The organism is Microbulbifer sp. 2205BS26-8, assembly GCF_030731025.1.
In the GTDB taxonomy this organism is placed as follows: domain Bacteria; phylum Pseudomonadota; class Gammaproteobacteria; order Pseudomonadales; family Cellvibrionaceae; genus Microbulbifer; species Microbulbifer spongiae.
Window position 1 is genome coordinate 94187 of sequence record NZ_JAVAMR010000006.1, and the last position, 20606, is coordinate 114792.

General features: G+C 56.5%; 17 protein-coding genes and 3 pseudogenes. 11 read left to right on the forward strand and 9 right to left on the reverse strand.

Annotation, left to right across the window (positions count from 1 at the left end):
• Window positions 1–35: 35 nt before the first annotated feature.
• The gene (locus tag Q5Y71_RS03650) at window positions 36–917 is read left to right on the forward strand and encodes a LysR family transcriptional regulator (RefSeq protein ID WP_301415313.1); all 882 of its coding nucleotides are present in this window, start codon (window positions 36–38) and stop codon (window positions 915–917) included.
• 544 nt (window positions 918–1461) lie between these two features.
• Here the strand turns inward: Q5Y71_RS03650 and Q5Y71_RS03655 are convergent.
• Both Q5Y71_RS03655 and Q5Y71_RS03660 read right to left on the reverse strand, forming a co-directional pair.
• Window positions 1462–1992: a PadR family transcriptional regulator gene (locus Q5Y71_RS03655; RefSeq protein ID WP_306040182.1), complete on the reverse strand. Its 531-nt coding sequence runs from the start codon at window positions 1990–1992 to the stop codon at window positions 1462–1464.
• An 853-nt stretch (window positions 1993–2845) separates the two neighbouring features.
• Complete coding sequence (locus Q5Y71_RS03660) at window positions 2846–3133, reverse strand: hypothetical protein (protein ID WP_306040183.1); 288 nt, start codon at window positions 3131–3133, stop codon at window positions 2846–2848.
• A gap of 309 nt (window positions 3134–3442) precedes the next feature.
• Between Q5Y71_RS03660 and Q5Y71_RS03665 the strand changes: the two genes are divergently transcribed.
• The 9 genes and pseudogenes from Q5Y71_RS03665 to epmA all read left to right on the forward strand — a co-directional run bounded on the left by Q5Y71_RS03665 (window position 3443) and on the right by epmA (window position 13837).
• Window positions 3443–3706, forward strand: coding sequence for a helix-turn-helix transcriptional regulator (locus Q5Y71_RS03665; protein ID WP_306040185.1), 264 nt, complete (start codon window positions 3443–3445; stop codon window positions 3704–3706).
• Between the two features lie 116 nt (window positions 3707–3822).
• Window positions 3823–4378 (forward strand): annotated as a pseudogene (locus tag Q5Y71_RS03670) (IS3 family transposase); the annotation flags it as partial.
• Window positions 4379–5038: 660 nt separating this feature from the next.
• Window positions 5039–5680 (forward strand): annotated as a pseudogene (locus Q5Y71_RS03675) (reverse transcriptase domain-containing protein); the annotation flags it as partial.
• A gap of 86 nt (window positions 5681–5766) precedes the next feature.
• On the forward strand, window positions 5767–6600 hold the full coding sequence (locus tag Q5Y71_RS03680) for a transposase (protein ID WP_306040186.1): 834 nt from the start codon (window positions 5767–5769) through the stop codon (window positions 6598–6600).
• Window positions 6601–7081: 481 nt separating this feature from the next.
• Window positions 7082–8533, forward strand: coding sequence for a response regulator (locus Q5Y71_RS03685; RefSeq protein WP_306040189.1), 1452 nt, complete (start codon window positions 7082–7084; stop codon window positions 8531–8533).
• A gap of 54 nt (window positions 8534–8587) precedes the next feature.
• Complete coding sequence (locus Q5Y71_RS03690; RefSeq protein ID WP_306040191.1) at window positions 8588–8941, forward strand: hypothetical protein; 354 nt, start codon at window positions 8588–8590, stop codon at window positions 8939–8941.
• Between the two features lie 359 nt (window positions 8942–9300).
• Window positions 9301–11964, forward strand: a complete 2664-nt coding sequence (ppc, locus tag Q5Y71_RS03695) for a phosphoenolpyruvate carboxylase (protein ID WP_306040193.1) — start codon at window positions 9301–9303, stop codon at window positions 11962–11964.
• A gap of 298 nt (window positions 11965–12262) precedes the next feature.
• Window positions 12263–12835 carry an elongation factor P gene (gene efp, locus Q5Y71_RS03700; RefSeq protein WP_306040194.1) on the forward strand — a complete coding sequence of 191 codons (573 nt, stop codon included), beginning with the start codon at window positions 12263–12265 and terminating at the stop codon, window positions 12833–12835.
• A gap of 48 nt (window positions 12836–12883) precedes the next feature.
• Entirely contained in the window at window positions 12884–13837 is a 954-nt protein-coding gene (gene epmA / locus Q5Y71_RS03705) for an EF-P lysine aminoacylase EpmA (protein WP_306040196.1), read from the forward strand.
• Window positions 13838–13849: 12 nt separating this feature from the next.
• On the opposite strand, the gene Q5Y71_RS03710 is transcribed toward epmA, so the two are convergent.
• The 6 genes from Q5Y71_RS03710 to Q5Y71_RS03735 form a co-directional block, all read right to left on the reverse strand.
• Complete coding sequence (locus Q5Y71_RS03710; RefSeq protein WP_306040198.1) at window positions 13850–14650, reverse strand: GNAT family N-acetyltransferase; 801 nt, start codon at window positions 14648–14650, stop codon at window positions 13850–13852.
• Between the two features lie 80 nt (window positions 14651–14730).
• Window positions 14731–15558 (reverse strand): serine O-acetyltransferase, encoded by an 828-nt coding sequence (gene cysE, locus Q5Y71_RS03715; protein ID WP_306040200.1) that lies wholly within the window; start codon window positions 15556–15558, stop codon window positions 14731–14733.
• A gap of 1 nt (window position 15559) precedes the next feature.
• A complete protein-coding gene (locus Q5Y71_RS03720; protein WP_306040201.1) occupies window positions 15560–16546 on the reverse strand; it encodes a serine/threonine protein kinase in 987 nt (328 codons plus the stop codon).
• A 163-nt stretch (window positions 16547–16709) separates the two neighbouring features.
• Window positions 16710–17183, reverse strand: coding sequence for an ankyrin repeat domain-containing protein (locus tag Q5Y71_RS03725; RefSeq protein ID WP_306040203.1), 474 nt, complete (start codon window positions 17181–17183; stop codon window positions 16710–16712).
• Window positions 17184–17235: 52 nt separating this feature from the next.
• On the reverse strand, window positions 17236–18735 hold the full coding sequence (locus Q5Y71_RS03730) for a catalase (protein ID WP_306040205.1): 1500 nt from the start codon (window positions 18733–18735) through the stop codon (window positions 17236–17238).
• Between the two features lie 136 nt (window positions 18736–18871).
• The gene (locus Q5Y71_RS03735; protein WP_306040207.1) at window positions 18872–19279 is read right to left on the reverse strand and encodes a DUF6632 domain-containing protein; all 408 of its coding nucleotides are present in this window, start codon (window positions 19277–19279) and stop codon (window positions 18872–18874) included.
• Here Q5Y71_RS03735 and Q5Y71_RS03740 point away from each other — a divergent pair.
• On the forward strand, window positions 19269–19535 hold the full coding sequence (locus tag Q5Y71_RS03740) for a hypothetical protein (RefSeq protein ID WP_306040209.1): 267 nt from the start codon (window positions 19269–19271) through the stop codon (window positions 19533–19535). The two genes, Q5Y71_RS03735 and Q5Y71_RS03740, sit on opposite strands and share 11 nt — an antisense overlap.
• Before the next feature lie 739 nt (window positions 19536–20274).
• On the opposite strand, the pseudogene Q5Y71_RS03745 reads toward Q5Y71_RS03740, so the two are convergent.
• Window positions 20275–20606: pseudogene (locus Q5Y71_RS03745) on the reverse strand (hypothetical protein); the annotation flags it as partial.

Sequence of the window (20606 nt, forward strand, 5' to 3'; positions counted from 1 at the left end):
CTTATCTAATTTAACGATTAACCGGAGATGCCCCTGTGCGCTATACGCTGCGCCAGCTGGAAGTGTTCCTCGCCTGTGCCCACCATGAAAATGTGAGCCGCGCAGCGGCGAGCCTGAGTATGTCGCAGTCCGCCGCCTCCACCGCTCTCAAGGAGTTTGAGCAGCAGTTTGCCCTGCGCCTGTTTGAGCGTACGGGCAAGCGCCTGCGCCTCAACGAATTGGGCCGCCAACTCTGGCCCAGGGCCGAGCAGCTGTTGGAACGGGCTCGGGAATTGGAACAGACTCTCGCTAGCCATCGCGATCTGGGGCGCCTGAAAATAGGCGCCACCCTGACCATTGGCAACTACCTGGCAGCCAGTGTGATGGCGCGCTATATGGAGGAGCAGCCGGGCACACGCGTGGAGCTGGAAGTCGCCAACACCTCGGTAATCACCGAGCGGGTTCTCAGCTTTGAGCTGGATCTGGGACTGATCGAAGGGGAGTTCAACCACCCGGATCTGGAAATGATCCCCTGGCGCAGCGACGAACTGGTCGTGTTTTGTGCGCCCTCCCACCCCCTGACCCAGCGCAAACGCCTGACGGACAAAGATCTGCTCAAAGCTACCTGGATCACCCGAGAACCCGGCTCCGGCACCCGCCAGACTTTTGAGCGGGCAATGGCGGGGTTACTTCCCCACCTCCATATTCTGTTGGAATTGCAACACACAGAAGCCATCAAGCGGGCTGTGGAAACCGGCCTCGGAATCAGCTGCCTGTCCAGGGTTTCATTGACGGATGCGTTTAAGCGTGGTTCCCTGGTGGAGCTGCCGGTGCCCCAGCGGGACCTCGGCCGGGAATTCTATTTTGCCCTGCACCGGCAGAAATACCGCAGCACAGGTATTGAGCGCTGGTTGGAGCTGTGCCGACAGGTTCCGTAAGGCAAAGCATAGGCCGCACCTGCCACTGCCCAGCCTAAAATAACCCTCAACTGCCGGGGCACCCATACCGGCCCGCACCCCTGATACATTCCCGCTCTCCGTTGAAACCAATGGGAGACAATATTCATCACGACAGCCATAGCGTTGTTACAGCAATACCCTGGCCAATTGTATTTCGTAGCCAACTAGCTAAGCTCGCATTACCCCCGGTCTTTTTGGACAAATGTGCGCACAGCGTATTGGTCTAATAACCTTATGCGGCTTAAAGACTTTTTATCTGTATTTTGCGAATATGACAATCGTTATTTGATGTGTTAAGCACTGGTGCCTGTGGTGTGTAATGATAAACAGGGGCGTGGGACAACGTGTAATACACTTGGTCCCAGGGCCCGGTCATCGTAATCAGGAAAAACAATACTTCCGGGCAGCGTTCTGACCTGGCAATCTTTTGCTGCAAGTTTTCAAAAAACTGTTTTTACCCCGTTGGCTGTGGAATTCCTTTTCTTCGGATTTAAATTTCTATAAGACGGCTGTTGGTATTCGTTCATTCCAGCTCTTCACTCAGGTTCTCCAGCCAGGTGATCCAGGTCTTTTCTGCCTCAATCCCCAACAGCAAAGTCCTGTGGGCGAGCCAGTAGCGCTTTTGCAGGGCAGCGTCACTGTTTAACACCTTTTCATTTTGCTCCTGGTAATTCCTCAGCACCTCCCTGTGCAGCTGCAGTTGGGAGTTCAGCGCACTGCGTAAATCGTCGCGATCCAGGTGGTGGCCTGCAAACATCCGCACCAGAAAAGGTTCGCGAATTTTTTGCGGTGCGGTCGGTTGGGTTACCCAATGGCGTAACTCGGCGCACCCCTTATCGGTAAGACTGTAAAGCTTTTTATCCGGCTTCCCCTCCTGGGGCTGTTCAACACAATCCAGCAAGCCTTCCTGGTGCAGCTTGTGCAACTCCCGGTACATCTGCTGGTGACTGGCATTCCAAAAGTGCGACACACTGCGCTCAAAGCGGCGCTTCAGATCGTAACCACTACCCGGCTCAATGTCCAAAAGCGTGAGGACAGCATAACGCAGAGACATAGACACTCCGATTGCTGTTAGGCAGAACAGTGCATCATAGGGGCTCCGCAGCCCGCTGACCAAACGCTGCCAAAATACATAACCAGATATTTATATCAAGAAATACGCCTCTTTAGGACATTCTACTTTAAACATGCACGAGCCCGATAGGTCAGACTGGATTTTAAGCAAAATAGAGATATAATCACCCGCCTGTGTGCCGGGCCTCTGCGCGCTTCCTGTTTTGCCTGTCCGCCCCTACACCCACACCACAGGCGCCGGCATCGCCGCTGCACCGTAGCCCCTAAGTGCCCTGTTATCAGAGCTCCGGGGGACGGGCAAAAAAGTCCGTTCCCATTATTGAGGAGTAGCTTGTAGACAGTGATGAAAAATGGCGATGTCGGAGTGCGGTATCAAAACCCGAACAGCCCCTGCGATGCACACTGGCCGGTTCCGGACAACAGGCGCATTCGTGCAGCAGTGCGCCACATAGCCAAAATGAAAGCCACAGAAAAGAGGTGACTTTTCTGAATGGGCGCCCTGTTCCTTATTGTTCAAACTGCCTGATCTGAACCGGGCGGGTAATAGCCATGTGCATTTTTTCCAGGGAGAAACCTGGCCCAATACCATTGAGGAGTGTTTATTTACGTGGCAGCCCCGAGGGGGTTTTGCGATTCACAAGCAGGACTATGCCCGACCGGTGGCCACTCTATCTGGTGCCATTTACAGAATCGGGCCGTCCATTCAGCGACAGAGGTCATTCGATAAAATACGGCCGCACAGTGATCAGGCAAACAGGGGCCCGGCGTGGACAGCATACCGCACAAGTAAAATTGCATTTTGTGCAAGACGATCGCAGAAGGCCTTGAATCCCTCAATCCTTCTGGTGTGCCGCACCCACTTCCAGTGCTTCGATCAGGTGCCGGTAATCCTGCCACAGATGGCGCACATAGAGCCGCCATTCAATATCCAGGTGCTCCCACGCCTCAACCACATCGCACCCCTGGGGCAAAAGCTCCACACGCGCCAACACAAATGCAGCCGCTATCTGCTCGTTGGTGGGGGGACCTGTGACTCCGGCACTGAGCAGGTCCTTGGCGACAAGTAAAATTTTGTCCAGCGGGTATGGCAATTGCTCAATTTGTCGAGCAATGGATTGCATAGTATGCCTCCTTGGCGCCCCTGCTGCCCCGCCCCGGGCGGGGTCATTCAGAGCTTGTCCATGCACAAACCGGTTCGTGCTGCTCCGTCACCGGTCTCCCAAGCCTGAGCCAACGCCCCCTTGTGTGTTATCCGTCTCTTTCACGGCTGAGCCCGGTTAAAGTGCCTGCACAACCACAAGGGAAACGGTGGCAAGGTCCCGAGACTCACCGCGCTTTTCAGCCCCTGTCACAGCGCTTGAGTGTCGGCGCTATCACACTGTTCGTCTCGAAATTCGCGACACTCTATCATTATCTCTACTATCGAGACAATGAAAGCCTCTGTCTACTCACCCGCTTACGACCAACTCCGTAGCTGGTTAAAAAACCAGCGGGAACAACGGGGTCTCTCTCTGCGCGCTACGGCAAAAATCATGGGCCGGCACCATTCAGTTCTGGGAAAAATGGAGCAGGATCGCAAAATTGATCTGGTGGAGTTTGTCGAATACTGCCTGGCACTGGGAGCAGATCCCCACGAAGGGCTAAAAATTCTGACCAACTGTCTGAACCGCGAGGAAATGAAAGAAAGGCGGTGAATTTGCCAGGTTAAACCGTGCGTTGACGGCAAGGCAATTGCACAGACAGCTCTCAAAGTGCATACATGAATCCCCCCGGGTTTCTCGGAGGCTAACTTTCTTGAGAGAATTAGCCAATGAGCAAGCGACCTGGATACTCTCCCGAGGTACGGGAACGCGCAGTTCGCATGGTGTTGACCGGCGAGCACGAGCACCAATCACGCTGGGCAGCGATTACATCTATCGCTTCCAAGATCGGCTGCACACCCGAGACCCTACGATCATGGGTCAACAAGATGGAGGTCGACAATGGTACTAAGCCCGGCACCACCAGCAGTGACGCAGCCCGCCTTAAAGAGCTGGAGCGCACTAACGAGATCTTGCGCAAGACTGCCGCTTTTTTCGCCCAGGCGGAGCTCGACCGCAAACCGAAGTAATGGTGGCATTTCTACGAAGAAAACCACCGCGTCTATGGTGCACACAAGGTCTGGAAGCAGCTTAACCGTGAAGACGTAAAGGTCGCCCGCTGCAGTTGAACGGCTGATGAAGGTACTGCAGCTGTAAGGCGTTCGAAGAGGCAAACGTTGCGTTACGACTATCCCGGATGAGCTGGCCGATAAGCCGCTGGATCTGGTGAACCGCGAGTTTACGGCAGAACACCCCAACCAGCTTTGGGTGGCCGACAGAACCTATGGTGTGCCCGGAGCTCAGGGCGAGTATGGATGCTCAAATGAGCCACGAGTCTATCTGGAATGTTGGCGAGTCGCTTCAGGATGAAGCAACTAACCAACCCCGCCCACTGTGAGGGTGGAGAGCCTGAGCGGCAGTGACCTGTGGTATGCCCACAGGGTGATGTAACCCGCTGACAACGGGGATTGAGGCGAGGTCACTAAGTCAAGATGATCCTCAAGACTGAGTGTTGAAAGGTTGAAGAACATGAACCCATTAATCCGCCTCTGAGGGTTGAAATGTCACCACGGCCTACGTGACCTATTAGGCCGTACAGGAAGGTGAGGCAGTCTGAAATATAAGCGCTGCCGAACAAAGGAACCCGAACAAGAAGGTCGGGAACCGGGCCAGCAGTATCCATTACAGAGCGGGCTGCTGCTTCCTGTCAACTTGCGGAAAGCAAGGGTAAAGAGTGCGATGGGCAACCTCCTCAACATGCTCGAGTCCAGATAGATAAACCGGGGAAGGTCGATGACGGATGCCAAGGGGGCATGACCCCGAAGCCGTATTGACTGGCGGAGCTCCCGTAGTAGTCCGAGATGGGGAAAGCCCATTACATGGCGAAGGGGAGCAGTTTAAACGTGTTTGCCAAGCAAACTACCTGACCAAGTAAGGTGAAGACCTTTGATAATCAGCGAAATGCAACGCAAACTTGCCACTTGGACAGCAGCCGACTCAGCCCGCCGGGTAGATCGGCTGCTGCGCCTGATAGCACAGCCCGACTGGCTGGCAGAAGCGACTCGAATCACCCTAACTTCCAAAGGCGCCAATACGCCCGGTGTGGATGGGGAAACCAAGTCGACTCTGCGGCCCAAGGTGCCAAGCATTCTGAAGCAGATCAGGGATGAGCTACTCACGGATACGTACCAGCCGCAGCCAGCCCGACGGGTCTACATCCCCAAAGCCGGAGGCAAGCAACGACCACTGGGTATCCCAACTCTGCGCGACCGTATTGTCCAGCGAGCCCTGTTAATGGCTATGGAGCCGATCTGGGAAAGTGACTTCCATTCACTCTCCTATGGCTTCCGCCCAGAGCGCAGCGTTCACCATGCGATTCGCACGGTGAAACTGCAACTGACGGATAACCGGGAAACTCGAGGACGATGGGTCATAGAGGGGGATCTTTCCAGTTACTTTGACACCGTGCATCATCGGCTGCTTATAAAGGCAGTGCGCCGCAGGATCTCAGACAAGCGATTCCTGAATCTTCTGTGGCGATTTATAAAGGCTGGTCACATTGATGCCGGACTCTTCCGGGCGGCTAGCCCGGATTTTGCACCATTTCAGATACAAGAACGGCGGAAAACCTTATCATTACTGGTGTCTAAGTCAGGCCGATAAGAAATTCCGCCGTGACAGAATGCTACCAGCCTGAACTCCGCTTTTCATCCCTTTCCCGCCGCAAAATCACCGCAGATTTCATTGGTGGTGATTTGACCTCCAACGCCGGCCTGTTGCTGTTGCGGGAATGCGACCAGCGACTCGGCCTGTCTCGCTCTGTGGCCAAGGTCGTGAATGACCCTCGCCGCAAAGCCTGTGTCGAGCATGGTACTGAACAACTGGTGCAGCAACGATTGCTGGCCATTGCCGCTGGCTACGAGGACCTGAACGATCACGACCAGCTGCGCTTCGATACCGCTCTCCAGGCCGGCAGCCAGCGGCTGGTTCTGGACTTCGACGCCACGGATATCCCAGTATACGGAGAGCAGGAACAGCGCTTCTTCCACGGTTACTACGACAGCTATTGCTTCCTGCCACTCTACGTCTTCTGTGGGCGCCACCTGCTGGTGAGCTATCTGCGCCACTCCCGACAGGATGCCGCTAAACACAGTTGGGCCATCCTCGCCCTGCTGGTAAAAGCACTACGTCAAGAATGGCCCAAGGTGGAGATTGTCTTCCGGGGAGATAGCGGTTTCTGCCGCCATCGCATACTGGACTGGTGCAGGCGCAACAACGTGAAGTACATTGTTGGTATTGCACGCAATAAGCGGCTCGAGCGCAAGCTAAGCGGCTACCTTGAGTTGGCAAGGCGTTGGTCCAACAATGGTGCGTTCAAGTTCAGCTTGTTCAAGAGTTTCCAGTATGCTGCTGGCACCTGGAAGCAGGAGCAACGGATTATTGGCAAGGCAGAATATACCCGCGGCGGCCCCAACCCTCGTTTCATCACCACCAACATTGCACGATAGTGCACTCTTCAGGGCGCGGCAGGACGCTGACTAAAAGTCATTTTATATGCCAATATTCCATGGATAGCGCCCATCCCCGAACACTTCTCCCCACGCTCAGGGTCTGATCATGCCAATCGATAAAAAACTACACTGCTCGACCGCAATGTATCAGTCCCCTTCAGAACTTTCTTTTGTGTCATCCCTGCAATAACCACAGAACTGACATCGTCGCCGAGGTAGAGGCGATACCTATCCCTGCCCAGTCAACGACTCAAGGATCTGTGCTCAGGACACAACTCTGAGCAGCTCACAGCACATGTATTGCGAAAGCCTGTTTTTTTGGCACTGCGCTTCTTACTATAAAAAATTTTCTTGTGCTAGGCACTATATTACAGTATGTAGCAGTCTGGTGTTTTTTGGCATGTTGATCAAACTGTTTCGAGAAAAATAGCTTTCGAGCTGCAGGATTTGGCTCGCCCTGACAAAAGTGATTACAAGGATGCAACAAACTGTTTCTCACCGGGGGCCGTTCTCCCGGCATTTTTTACTGCACACTCTGTGGGTTGGCTTAACAGCCTGCGGCCTGGTATTGACCTCGGACGGCGCACAGGCCTATGAGCTGCCCACCCTTGATCAACGGGTGCCCATTCTCTGGCTTGCCGCACTGGCAGTGGCACTGTTACTAGTTTCTGTTATTGCAATCTTCAGGGCATTAAGACTGCGCAGTTTGCAGCGAAAAAACCGCAAACACATCGCCAAACTCAACACTCAAAACCGTCAGCTTTCACAGCAAGTCCGCAGTCGCAAAAGCGAATCTACCGCCCTGAAAAGACATCTGGCAGAAGCGCGCGAAGACGTGGAATTACTGCACCAGGAAAAATCCGACCTACTCACCATTATTCGCCACCAGTTACTGCATCCGCTGGACACCTTACAGGGCACCCTGAACCTGTTGGCAACCAGTGAGGACCACAATACCAAAGCCCTGGTGCAGATCAGCAGACGGCAGTTGGCTAGCGCACTCAAATCCCTGGATGACTTGCGCAAGCTGGGCAAGGTTGAAACAGTAGAACTCGCATTGCCGAGAAAAGCCCCTGACAGTGCCAACACATGCCTGTCCGTGCTGTTGTTGGAAAACAGTCGGCACGAATCCCTGCAGGCCACGCTGGTGGCCATGGGCCACTGTGTACAACGGGAGTGCAATGGCCTCGATGGCAGTACCGCCGCGCGGCAGAAAAAATTTGACCTGATCTTCATCGATATCCATCTGCCAGTGGTGGACGGGGTGGAGGCCGTGAAGGAAATCCGTCGGGATTGCGGTACTACACTGCCTATTTTTGCCCTGCTGGAAAGTGCCAACTCCGGTGATAAGGAGCATTACCAGGCGCGCGGCTTTACCGATGCACTGACCCACCCAGTCACCCACAGCCAGCTGGTACAATTAACCAAGTTGGCTCAGCAATACTATCAGTCCTCGGAGTTGAAGCGGGCACCTCAGCCAGCGCGGTTGCTTAACACCAATCGCCTGTACCGTCACCGGGACACTCTGGACCCTGTCACTTTTGGCGAGTTGCTCAGTGAGCATTCAGCTGCCCTGCCCAAGCGCATCACATCCCTGACCAGTGCACTGACCGGGCGCCGCTGGCCCGATGCGGAAAAACAGGCCCAGGATTTGGCGCAGGCAGCCGCCGAGGTGGGTCTGGACCGTGTAGCCGCGCACCTGCGCGGCCTCGCCGCGAAACTGTCTATCGACAGTGAGCGCGAACACTGCCGCCAGCAGCGCACCGAGCTGTTACAACTGATGCGCGAATCTGTGCGCCAGCTGAAGGCCTGGCGAGAGCGCAATACACGCCCTGAGCAGGCCCTGAATAGACCACTTGTGCAGGTTGCTCCAGAGCAGAGCGGCATCCGGCCATCGCGCAAAAATGCCACTCCGGCGCAGCCCGGTTGAAATGTCCCACGCAAGCCGCACTATGCTTTTTTGAACCCCAAAGAGAACAATGTCATGTCCGAGCAGTACCCAACACGCTCCCAGGAGGCCCGCGAGCAGAGTGGCCGCGATCTCGCCATTATGGTGTATCTGATCCAGGCCATCAGCCTGTTTACTGCCGTACCAATATTTATCGGCGTATTGATCAATTACTTTAAACGTAGCGACGTGCGCGGTACCCTGGCGGAGTCACACTTCCGCTGGCAGATTCGCACCTTCTGGTTCTGGCTGCTGTGGACCATTGTCGGCGTTTGTACCCTGTGGGTGCTGGGTCTTGGCTACGTCATTCTCGCCATTAACTGGATCTGGGTATTCTACCGTGTGATCCGCGGCTGGCTGGTGTTGGTGGACCGCCGTCCGGCCTATTGATCCCAACCCTGCAGGTATTGGCCCGGCAACCGCACAGGCAGCTGGGCCATTGCGTCCCTTTGAACAAATCGTGTGACACCCTTGCTCCCGCTTTGCAAACCCTGCAATCGGCAGAAGCCAGGCACTACTGGTACCGATAAAAGTCACAGAGCCAATGCCGCCTATTGGCTATAGCCCCGCACCACTCCATCCTGATCCCGGAGCAGTTTTGTTACCGGTGTCTGCAATGAGAAACTCTTGGTAGGCAGAATCCGTGGGATTACAGACCGCAACCGTTCCCACCGGATTGCCCGGCCCGGCGATTTAAGGCCAAAGTATGCGAAGATATCCAGCATATTTCGCCAGGGAGAAACACACTTGTGAACCAGGATCAAAATAGCCCACTGCGGGAGGACGTCCGTCTGCTGGGAGAAGAGCTCGGCAGGGTGCTGCGGGAACAGGCGGGCGAGGCGTTGTTTGAGACCGTGGAAACGATTCGACAGGCGGCGGTAGAAAGCCGCAGCACAGGAGAAATGCAGGTCGACCATTTGCGCCAACTGCTGGATTCCCTTGACGACGAAACCCTGCTGGAAGTGGCCCGCGCGTTCAGTCAATTCCTGAACCTGGCCAATATCGCCGAGCAGCGCCACCGCGAGCGCCTGCACCGGCAGCACCAGCGTTTCTCCGGTGACCCGGATTCCGACCAGAGCTTGCGCCAGGTGTTGGCAGAACTGAAAGGCGCCGGCATCGCCCAAAAGGATATTTACAGCACACTGCAAGGGCTCTCTGTCGAGTTGGTCCTCACCGCTCACCCCACAGAAGTTACCCGTCGCACCCTGATTCGCAAGTATGACCATATTGCACACCTGCTCGCTGCCCTGGACCGGCCAGATCTCACCCAAACAGAAATACAGGAGCTCCGCCGCCACCTCTATGAACAAATTCTCTCCGCCTGGAACACAGATGAAATTCGCCGCGCAAGACCCACACCGGTGGACGAGGCCAAATGGGGCTTTGCCACTATCGAACAATCCCTTTGGCAGGCGGTTCCACAGGCTATGCGCACCATTGACGAGGAATTGGCCCTGGCGGGTCTGACGCCCATGCCGGTTGACTGGGTGCCCCTCAGCCTCGCTTCCTGGATGGGGGGGGATCGCGACGGCAATCCCAACGTCACCGCAGCCGTGACCCGGGAAGTGCTGCTACTGTCCCGCTGGATGGCCGCCGACCTGTATCTGCGGGACGTGGAAAACCTGCTCGCCGATCTGTCGATGCACAAGGCCAGCGCAGAGTTGCTCACCCACACCGGCCCCAGCCACGAACCCTACCGCCTGGTGCTGCGCCGGGTGCGCAACCGCTTGCGCACCACCCGGGCACAGCTGGAGGCCCGCATTAAACACCGCCCGCAACCTGGGGGGGAGGGCTTCGACAACAGCCGGCAACTGTTTGAAGTACTGAGTCTGATCGACCGCTCCCTGCGCTCAGTGGGTCTCTCCGCTATCGCCGACGGGCAGCTTAGGGATACCCTGCGCCGTCTCAACTGCTTCGGTATCACCCTCTTGCGCCTGGACATCCGCCAGGAATCCACTCGCCACGGGGATGCACTGGATGCAGTCACCCGCTATCTAGGCATAGGCAACTACGCCAATTGGGAGGAAGCACGCAAAGTAGAGTTCCTGCTCTGCGAGCTGGACAACCGCCGACCACTGGTGGACGAGGCCTTCTATCACACGGATTTCTGTGACGAAAGTGTGCGTGAAGTGCTGGATACCTGCAAAGTGATAGCCGAGCAGGGACCGGAGGGGCTCGGTGCCTATGTGATTTCCATGGCGAAAATGCCCTCGGACATCCTGGCGGTGATGCTGTTGCAGAAGATTGCCAATGTGCACCGGCCGATGCGCGTCGTGCCCCTGTTTGAAACCCTCGACGACCTCAACAACGCCGCTGCCACCATGGGCACCCTGCTCAATATTGCGCAGTACAAACAGCGCGTGCTCAAGGGACAGGAAGTGATGATCGGCTACTCCGACTCCGCCAAGGATGCCGGTTTTCTGGGTGCGGCCTGGGCGCAGTTTCGCGCCCAGGCCGCCCTCAGCGGTATTTTCCGCAACCACGGCATCCCCCTGACTTTGTTCCACGGTCGCGGCGGTTCCATTTCCCGCGGCGGCTCTCCCACCCGCACAGCATTGCTATCCCAGCCACCGGGCTCAGTGGCCGGACGCATCCGTGTCACCGAACAGGGCGAGATGATCCGCTTTAAGTACGGCCGCCCATCCGTGGCGGCCTACAATCTGGAGCAGTATGTAGCCGCCACCCTGGAAGCCACCCTGATGCCACCGGCGGAGCCGCGTCCGGAGTGGCGCGGGCAAATGGATCGCCTGACAAAGGTTTCCGTGCGCAGCTACCGCGAGGTGGTGCGCGATGACCCCGCACTGGTGGCCTATCTGCGCACTGTCACTCCGGAAACCGAGCTCAGCCGCCTGGCACTGGGCAGCCGGCCGGCACGGCGCAAACCGGACGGCGGGGTAGAAACCCTGCGCGCTATTCCCTGGGTCTTCGCCTGGACCCAGATACGCCTGATGTTGCCGGCCTGGCTGGGCACCGGCGCGGCCCTGGAGCAGGCGCTGAAACACGCCGACGAAACGGACCTGCTGCGCGCCATGAGCCGGCAATGGCCCTTCTTCCAGGGCGTGGTGGACATGTTGGAAATGGTACTGGCCAAATCTGACATCCGCGTCGCCTGCTGGTACGAGGAGCGCCTCACGCAGGAGGCGGCGCTGGTCCGCCTCGGGAAAACACTGCGCGAACGCCTGTCCCGCACCGTCAGTGCCCTGCAACAACTCACCGGCCATGAGAGTCTGCTGGACAACAACCCGGTAATGCGCTGGTCGATTCGCGTGCGCGACCCCTATACAGATCCGCTGCACCTGTTGCAGGCGGAATTGATGGCCCGCCTGCGCAATCGCGAAAGCGACCCGGTACTGGAGAGTGCGCTGATGGTCACCATCGCCGGCATCGCAGCGGGAATGCGCAATACCGGATAGCTGGCCACCACGGCAAGCACCCCGTTGAGAGCACGGCGCACAGCCCGCTGTGCGCACCGAGTACAGAAAACCATTGGCCTTGCGGCCTAATGGATTCGTTCAACGTCTATCCCTGCTGTATAATCCCCGATCAACTACACGGGCAGACCCTGTCATATCCCTGCCCTGAATTGAAAAGTTTCCCCGACCGCGGTGAGCTGCCAGGGACTTGCAGCTACCCCGCTGACACAAGGCGAACGGATTACGGTTAAATCTCGGCAAAATTTTTCGCTATAGACTTTATAAGGCGCGATCATATATGGCTAGTTACTCCACCAACGAATTCAAGGGCGGTCTGAAGGTAATGCTGGACGGCGATCCCTGCTCTATTGTGGAAAACGAATTCGTCAAACCCGGTAAGGGCCAGGCATTCAACCGGGTAAAGCTGCGCAACCTGAAAACCGGCCGTGTGTGGGAGCGCACCTTCCGCTCCGGCGAAAGCCTGGAAGCCGCCGATGTCATGGACCGCGACATGGAATACCTGTACAACGATGGCGAATTCTTCTATTTCATGGAACCGGAAACCTTTGAGCAGCACCAGGCCAGCGGCGACGCTGTAGGCGACGCGGCCAAGTGGCTCAAGGAGCAGGACCTGTGCACCGTCACCCTGTACAACGGCGCGCCGCTGGCAGTCACCCCCCCCAACCATGTGATCCTTGAAATCACTGATACCGATCCGGGCGTGCGCGGCGACACCGCCCAGGGCGGTACCAAACCGGCCACCCTGGCGACTGGTGCCGTGGTCAAGGTGCCGCTTTTTCTGGAAATTGGCGAGACCATCAAGGTGGACACCCGTACCGGTGAATACCTGGGCCGCGCCAGGGAAGAGTGATCGCTCCCTGTCCTGCGAGTCCAACTGCTCGCTGTCAGAGCCCTTTATATGACTTCAGACCACTGGCACCCCAGCGCCACCGGTGCGGCTCTGCGCCAACGCGCCGCACTTCTGGCGAAAATCCGTCACTTTTTCAGCCAGCGTCAGGTGCTGGAGGTCGAAGTGCCGGTACTGTCCCACCGCGCCACCAGCGACCCCCATATCGAATCCATCCCCGCGGAATACTGCGGTAACACCTCTTACCTGGCCACCAGCCCGGAGTTTGGCCTGAAGCGCCTGCTGGCCGCAGGCATCGGCGACTGCTACTACCTGGGTAAGGCATTTCGCCAGGGCGAGTGCGGCCGTCGCCACAATCCCGAATTCACCCTGCTGGAATGGTACCGCTGCGGCTGGGATGATCGCAGGCTGATGCTTGAAGTGGCCGAGTTACTGGGCCTGGTACTGGACATATCCCAGGTACAATCCCTGAGCTATCGTGCGCTGTTTCTGCGCGAGTTACAGCTGGACCCCCACAGCGCCAGTGACACAGAACTGACTGCCTGTGTCAAGCGCACAATAGCGCTGTCTTTCACCCCGGGTAATCGGGCCGAATGCCTGGACCTGTTGATGAGCCACCGTCTGGAGCCCTCTATGGGCGAGGGCATCACCCTGTTATATGATTTTCCCGCGCACCAGGCCGCGCTGGCCAAGGTGGTTGCCGACGAACAGGGCACTCCTGTGGCACGGCGTTTCGAGGCCTATGTGGGTGGGGTGGAACTGGCCAATGGCTATTGGGAACTGACTGACAGCGCCGAGCAACTGCAGCGCTTTCAAGCAGACCTCCAGTACCGGCGCAGCCACAGCCGTCCCACCCCCCCATTTGACGAGCGCCTGTTGCTGGCCCTGCAGGCGGGGATGCCGGAGTGTGCCGGAGTCGCTCTCGGTGTGGATCGCCTGATGATGCTGGCGGGAGGCTACGGGTCTATCGAGGAAGTGATCGCCTTCCCCATAGGGCGCGCCTGATTTGTAAATGCACTAGGGCCTATACAAATAACACGCCACTTCCCCAACAGCAAAAAAACCACAGTCCAGCGGTAGCTGCTGCCGGTCGGCCGGCACCAGTGCCACCAGGCTGCGGTGGTGACTGGCCTGGGCCTGTTGCAACAGATGGCAGAAAAGCGCACGACCGATTCCCTGTCCCCGGTAGTCCTCCAGGGTAAACAGATCGTACAGACCCAGGGCATCGGCGGAGGCAAACAAGCAACCGGCCGCGGCTGCGCAGCCATCCAGTCGGGCCAAAAAAAACCGCAGACGCGCGCGCCTCTGCTCGGGAATATTGACCAGGGCCCCATAAAACTTGTTCAACTGGGCTGCCTCACGGGTGTTGCCGCATCCCGCTGCCTGCACCTGGGCATAGTCGGACAGATCTTCCTTTTTCGCCTGGGAAAAGGTTAACCGCCCGCGCAGCTCGGGCGCCAAAACCGAATCCGGGGTGAGAAACTGTACCTCCGCCGCCATCGCCACCTGAGACGGTTCTCTATGCAGACCCAGCTCTTCCAGCGCACGATCATCCAAGGGCTTGGTGGCACTGTGCCAGAGGGTGAAGGGGCTGTGGCGCTCGGCAAAGTAATCCACCGCAAAGCGCTGCAGGATACGCGGGGGCATCACCGTGTTGGAGACCACTTGGTTGAGGCTGCCCGACAACAATCCGCTGTCACTGCGCACTATGCCGGTAATTTCCCGGGTGTGGTCGGGACTGATCAGGCCCGCTTTATAGCTGGCATAGGTTTCGAGGTTTCGGCAGACAAGGTTTTTGGCGCTGAGACTGTATTTCATGGATACAAGGATAGTTCCAATTAGCCACTTCCCGAGGGGCTGGAAGCCCACTGCGCTCTGTGCAAACGGGAGTAAGCCCGCTATTTTTCCACTGCCGGGAGCGCACACTGATCCATCGACATGGCCGGCTGGGCGCAGGTTGCCGGTCCCACCACCTCGGCCGGCACACCGGCCACCAGAGTCTTCTCCGGTACCTGCTTGAGTACCACACTACCGGAGGCCACCTGGGCGCAAACCCCCACTTCGATATTACCGAGCACCTTGCTGCCGGCGCCAATCAGGACCCCGCAGCGGATTTTTGGGTGGCGGTCACCGGTCTCCTTTCCGGTACCCCCCAGGGTCACTGACTGCATGATGGAGACATTGTCCTCCACCACCGCGGTTTCTCCGATAACAATGCCGGTGGCGTGATCCAGCAGTATGCCCTCGCCCAACTGTGCGGCCGGGTGAATATCGACACCGAAAACCACGGACACCCGGTGCTGCAGGAACATCGCCAGCGAGCGGCGTTGTTGTTGCCACAACCAGTGGGCTACCCGATACACCTGCAGGGCGTGAAATCCCTTAAAATACAGTAACGGTTCGCAGGGAGAGTGGCACGCGGAATCGCGCAGATAGGTGGCTTCCAGGTCTGCGCGCGCAGCCGTGCCGATACCGGGATCTGCGGCCAGGGCCTCATCGATCACCTCGCGGACCAACAGCGCCGGCGCCACGGTATTATCCAGCTTGTTGGCCAGATGAAAGCTGAGTGCAGCCTCCAGGGTAGTGTGATTTAAAATGGTGGCGTGCAGGAAGCTGGCCAGAATCGGTTCCCGCTCGACCTGCTGTGCCACCTCGGTGCGAATTCTCTCCCACATCAGATCCATGTCAGTCCCGGTTCGAATAGCGCCCATAGTGGATTTTTCCATATTATACCGTGCCCAGTGTTAGTGGCGGCTCCAGCAGTGCCGACTGCTGCTCCCGTAGCGCCAGAATATGTTCCGCCCAGTAGCGGGGGGTATTAAACCAGGGGAAGGCCCGGGGAAACGCCGGGTCCCGCCAGCGCCGTGCGAGCCAGGCGGCGTGGTGCATCTGGCGCAGGCAGCGCAGCGGCTCCACCAGTTGTAATTGCTTGGGATCAAAAGGGTAAAAGGTTTCATAGCCTTCCAGCACCGCATCCAGGTAGGCGGTCTGCTCCGCGCGATTACCCGAGATCAGCATCCAGATATCCTGGATGGCCGGGCCCATCAGGCAATCATCCAGATCCACAAACCAGGGGGTGTCATCGCGCCACAGGAAGTTGCCGCTGTGGCAGTCACCGTGCAGGCGCAACAGGTCCCAGTCGCGCTCAAACAACGGCGCCACCTGCTCAATGATATGACCGGTCACAGTGGCGTAGGCCTCGCGGTTTTCCGGCGGTAAAAAATCACCATCCAGAATAAATTCACGGCTGTCAATGGCGAAATGTTGCAGGGTCAGGGCCGGGCGATGGGTAAATGGCTTCGCAGCAGCAATGGCATGGATGCGCCCGAGCATGGTCCCCACCTGCACCAGGTGATCGAAGTTGTCCAGCTCCAACTGGCGCCCTCCGCGGCGGGGGAACAGGGCGAAGCGGAATCCGGCGGACTCCAGCAGGGTGCGCCCTTCAAATTGTAGCGGCGCCACTACAGGAATCTCCGCTGCCGCCAGCTCCAGGGTGAACTGGTGCTCCTCCAGTATCTGTGCATCGCTCCAGCGACCGGGGCGGTAGAACTTGGCAATGCGTGGTTCACCCCCCTCAATACCCACCGAGTAAACGCGGTTCTCATAGCTGTTGAGAGGGAATATACGCGCATCGGAAATCAACCCGCTGCTCTCCACACAGTCTATAACCACATCCGGTGTCAGGGCTTCGTAAGGATGGGGGTTCTGGGGCATAGCGGGTACCAGCTGGATTACAGTTGACTATGCTAACGCGGTCGCGGGGGCGGGGACAAACACTGATTGAGCGGTCACCGGTTGATGCGGCAGGCTCCATTGAATTCCCCCGGGGAGACTTTTTTGTCGCCTTCGCAGACTACCCAGGTCGGCGTGTAATGGATCAACCCTCTGCTGCCATGCGCCGCTGTTGCAGTAACTGCACCACCCGCTCGCGCCCAAACACCCGGGCAAAATCCTCTGCGCTATGACCGGCCTTATTGGTTCGTGCGGCATCGCAGTCCTGTTTAAGCAGGGTGCGAGCAATCGAGAACTCCCCGCGAAAGATTGCGGCCATCAGGGCAGTGTTGCCTCGGCGGTCCTCCACGCAGGCGTCTGCACCCCGTTCCAGAAGGTAATCCACCGCCGGCTCATTGCCGTTATAGGTGGCGATCATCAATGCCGTGTAGCCTTTGGGGTTTTTAAGATCCAGAGGGAAGCCCGCCTGGGAAAATTCACGCAGTACCTCTGTATCGCCGATTCGGGCCGCGGCAAAGTAGTAGCGGGAAAGCTCGGCAAAGCCAGCATCTTTATCAGCCGGTTCCTGCGCAAAAGCCCCCACAGCGACAAAGAGTGCGGTGAGAAAAACATACCTCATGGTTCCACCTCTGGAAAATCCCGGGCGGCAGTTGCCGCCCCTTGACAGAAGCCTACCGGGCCAGTTTCTTGACCCGGTTCAAGTCCCCACCTACAGCCTTGGTCAGACGCTCGCCATAGTCCTTATCGGCCCGGTAGAAATAACTCAGCATAATGTGCCTGGTATTGTCATCGCGCACTTTGCCGAGATCACCCGCGAGGTTTTCAATCAGGCTTTGGCGCTCCTCTGAGCTTAGGCCGCGATAAAAAACCCCGGCCTGGGCAAAGGGGAGCTTTTTCTCGATCGCTCTTTGCTGTGTGCTCCCGGTCAATGGCTTGCTGCTGTAAAGGCCCTTGGGATCTTCATTACGCGGGTCAATACGGCTCGGCTGATAATTCACATCCGAAGTTTGCTGACCGTAATTACCTGCACCATCCTGATTCCAATTCTGTACTGCAACACGGGGGCGGTTAATCGGTAGCTGTTGATGATTTGCCCCGAGTCGATACATCTGCGTGTCAGAATAGGAGAAGATACGTCCCTGCAACAAGCGATCTTCCGAAGGCTCGATACCCGGTACTATATTCGCTGGTGCAAAAGCGGATTGCTCTGTTTCCTGAAAGAAATTTGCCGGCATCCGGTCCAGGGTCATGGTGCCAATTTGAGTTTCTGGCACATCCAACCACATCTTGGTGGCATCCAGCGGGTTGTAAGCAAAGCCATTCAGCTGCGACGGTTTCAGAACTTTGATATACAGGTCCCACTTGGGGTAGTCCCCTTTTTCAATCGCCGCATACATATCGCGAGTTGCGTTACTGAAATCTTTCGCCTGGATTTCCGCTGCTTCCTCAGCAGTCAGGTTGTTGATACCCTGACGAGATTTCCAATGGAATTTTACATAATTTACATCGCCCTCCTCATTGATAAGCTTGTAAGCGTGCACGCCCCAGCCGTCCATCTGACGCAGATTCGCCGGCGTTCCATAATCAGAATATACCCAGCTCAGCATATGAGTGGCTTCTGGCACATGACTGAAAAAATCAAAAAACCGATTGGGGTCCTGCTGGTTGGTTACCGGTGAAGGTTTCAACGAGTGCACCATATCCGGGAATTTAATTGCGTCGCGTATAAAAAATACTGGCAGATTATTACCAACCAGATCCCAGTTTCCTTCTTCTGTATAAAATTTGGTGGCAAAGCCGCGCGGGTCACGCAGGGTTTCCGGGGACCCTTTGGAGTGGATAACCGTGGAAAAGCGTACAAACACCGGTGTCTTGCTACCGGGCTCAAATACTGCTGCGCGAGTCAGGTTACTGATATCCGCCGTGGGTACAAACTCTCCATGGACCCCGGTTCCGCGCGCATGCACAACCCGCTCGGGAATTCGTTCACGGGAAAAACGCTGCAATTTTTGTAGAAGCTGCACATCCTGTAGCATGTTGCCGCCATTTTCTCCCGCTGTCTGCGCGTTCTGGTTATCGCCTACAGGCGCGCCATTATCACGGGTGAGTGTTTCAGCATTGGCACTGCCTATCAGACCGATAGTAAATGCAAATAAAGGAAGATATTTCATTGGTTTGTTTACCCCGCCACTAGTCTCTGTTACGAAAAAAAATAGTAATGGGGTATACCGTCAACGGGAAATTAGACCTTGTTATCGGCCTTATAGCGCAGGCCAATTGTCGCGTAGAATCAAGAGGCCACTGTTCTCAAGAATTATCGCTGAGCTGTTGATTTTTAAAGCTGCGGCTGGGCATCAGATACCAGAGAACTCCCGCCATCAAATAAAAACTCGGGATACTCCCGATCAGATGGGCGCGCTCAGTCGGGTCGGCCAGCACCTGCAACAGCATAATGGTGGCGTGCACCAGGCTGGACCAGATCGTGAACCAGATCAGGCTCGCATGGACAATGGGATTTTTTGCAGCGCGAATCAGGAATATGCCCAGCGTTGCGTAGGTTCCCATTAGAATCTGTTCATATTCAGGTTGTGGTGGCATCCAACGCCAACCCGAGGGTGATACCCATGTCATCATGGGGTAGACGGCGAAGATAAAAATCAGACCAATTACCACCAGGGCAATGGGAAGGTATTTGGCGCGTGCCATGTCATTCATCTTTTTCTCCGCTGTCAAACCAGTGGCACTGACTGTTAGGCTCTCCCTGTGGCCCATCGGACAGGGTACAGGCCCGTTTGGTGTTGCTGCTGTCTGGCTTGGAAAGTGGTGCCGCAAGGTATTCGTGATGCCTATAGACACCTGCCACGCCGCCGCCCGGGCCAGCAGCCCGCGCAGCAGACAGGTCATGTCGGCACAGCAACGCACGGTGATTGACGAAAAAAGCAGTCAATGTCTGTGTACTGGCTGTTGGTGATACCCTGTTTCACTCCGCCGCACCGCACTGTAGCTGCAAATCGGCAGTGCCAGCCAGTAGTACACAATCTTCCCGCAGAGGAGCGGAGCTCCACTGTATTCTGCAAGATAGTACAGGGGATGGTATCCCGCTGCTCCCAGGCAGCAGAGAAACCCAATTTCCATCCAGCCAATGAGGTATCTAATTAATGAATTTAACGCCAACTGAATACTGCCAGTGCAGTTCAAGCTGCATCGCGGCATACAGACACAGAATCGGCGGATAGCAACAGCGACTGCATGCAAAACCCCAGCCGGCGGCCTTTTTTATCCTGCCGAGTGTTCTGTAAAGAGAAGCGGGACTGGGTATTATCAATCTGATGCGCGCATCGATCCTGGCAGGTCAAATCCTGGATGCGCACAAATACGCAAAGTCCCTGTGGTAGAATCATATATTTCTTATAAATCAATAAGTTATGTATATTTTGGTGCAAATTTGGTGCAACACATTTCAGATCTTCACTATCACAACAAACTGAGTCGACTCATCTTCAGTTAGAGCCAACCCATACTTCTCAACTATTGCCATAAACCACGGCATAGGCGGCCTGGACTGGCTCATAAGGCGGCATCCACTCATCAGGGCCTTTGTCTCCTTTACTCTGGTTCCGCTCATCATCAACATGCCATAGATTCTCAGGGTCTTCTGCAAACTGCCGCTTCAACTCTACAGTCCAGTCTGCACCACCATGCTCGTGAGCTCATGAAAGTGGGACGATATGTTCAATATCCAGATCAGAGGCCAGGGTGAAGAATTGGCCGGTGTAGGGATCTAGCCACAGGCCAGTATTCACTGTACAGCTCTTGGCATTGGTAAAAGTCACTGGGGCCAGGCTGAACTGGATCAGCAGCTCGTGACGGGTGCTCTGGCAGTCACCATCAGAGTCAGACCAACGGGGGAGCCACTCGTGGCGGTCGTAATCTTGAGTTTCTGCTTCAACTTCCAAGCAACCCACAAGCAGCATGGATAACAAAATAGGTATAATCAGGCGCATGGCTATCTCTTTTTTTATTTGAAGGGGAAAGATGTGAA

What these genes read in the sequence shown, in the direction of transcription:
- Q5Y71_RS03655 (WP_306040182.1), bottom strand. Translation starts at nt 1,992, where the DNA reads ATGTCTCTGCGTTATGCTGTCCTCACGCTTTTGGACATTGAGCCGGGT.
- Q5Y71_RS03660 (WP_306040183.1), bottom strand. Translation starts at nt 3,133, where the DNA reads ATGCAATCCATTGCTCGACAAATTGAGCAATTGCCATACCCGCTGGAC.
- Q5Y71_RS03665 (WP_306040185.1), top strand. Translation starts at nt 3,443, where the DNA reads ATGAAAGCCTCTGTCTACTCACCCGCTTACGACCAACTCCGTAGCTGG.
- Q5Y71_RS03685 (WP_306040189.1), top strand. Translation starts at nt 7,082, where the DNA reads ATGCAACAAACTGTTTCTCACCGGGGGCCGTTCTCCCGGCATTTTTTA.
- Q5Y71_RS03690 (WP_306040191.1), top strand. Translation starts at nt 8,588, where the DNA reads ATGTCCGAGCAGTACCCAACACGCTCCCAGGAGGCCCGCGAGCAGAGT.
- efp (WP_306040194.1), top strand. Translation starts at nt 12,263, where the DNA reads ATGGCTAGTTACTCCACCAACGAATTCAAGGGCGGTCTGAAGGTAATG.
- epmA (WP_306040196.1), top strand. Translation starts at nt 12,884, where the DNA reads ATGACTTCAGACCACTGGCACCCCAGCGCCACCGGTGCGGCTCTGCGC.
- Q5Y71_RS03710 (WP_306040198.1), bottom strand. Translation starts at nt 14,650, where the DNA reads ATGAAATACAGTCTCAGCGCCAAAAACCTTGTCTGCCGAAACCTCGAA.
- cysE (WP_306040200.1), bottom strand. Translation starts at nt 15,558, where the DNA reads ATGGAAAAATCCACTATGGGCGCTATTCGAACCGGGACTGACATGGAT.
- Q5Y71_RS03720 (WP_306040201.1), bottom strand. Translation starts at nt 16,546, where the DNA reads ATGCCCCAGAACCCCCATCCTTACGAAGCCCTGACACCGGATGTGGTT.
- Q5Y71_RS03725 (WP_306040203.1), bottom strand. Translation starts at nt 17,183, where the DNA reads ATGAGGTATGTTTTTCTCACCGCACTCTTTGTCGCTGTGGGGGCTTTT.
- Q5Y71_RS03730 (WP_306040205.1), bottom strand. Translation starts at nt 18,735, where the DNA reads ATGAAATATCTTCCTTTATTTGCATTTACTATCGGTCTGATAGGCAGT.
- Q5Y71_RS03740 (WP_306040209.1), top strand. Translation starts at nt 19,269, where the DNA reads ATGTCATTCATCTTTTTCTCCGCTGTCAAACCAGTGGCACTGACTGTT.
- Q5Y71_RS03735 (WP_306040207.1), bottom strand. Translation starts at nt 19,279, where the DNA reads ATGAATGACATGGCACGCGCCAAATACCTTCCCATTGCCCTGGTGGTA.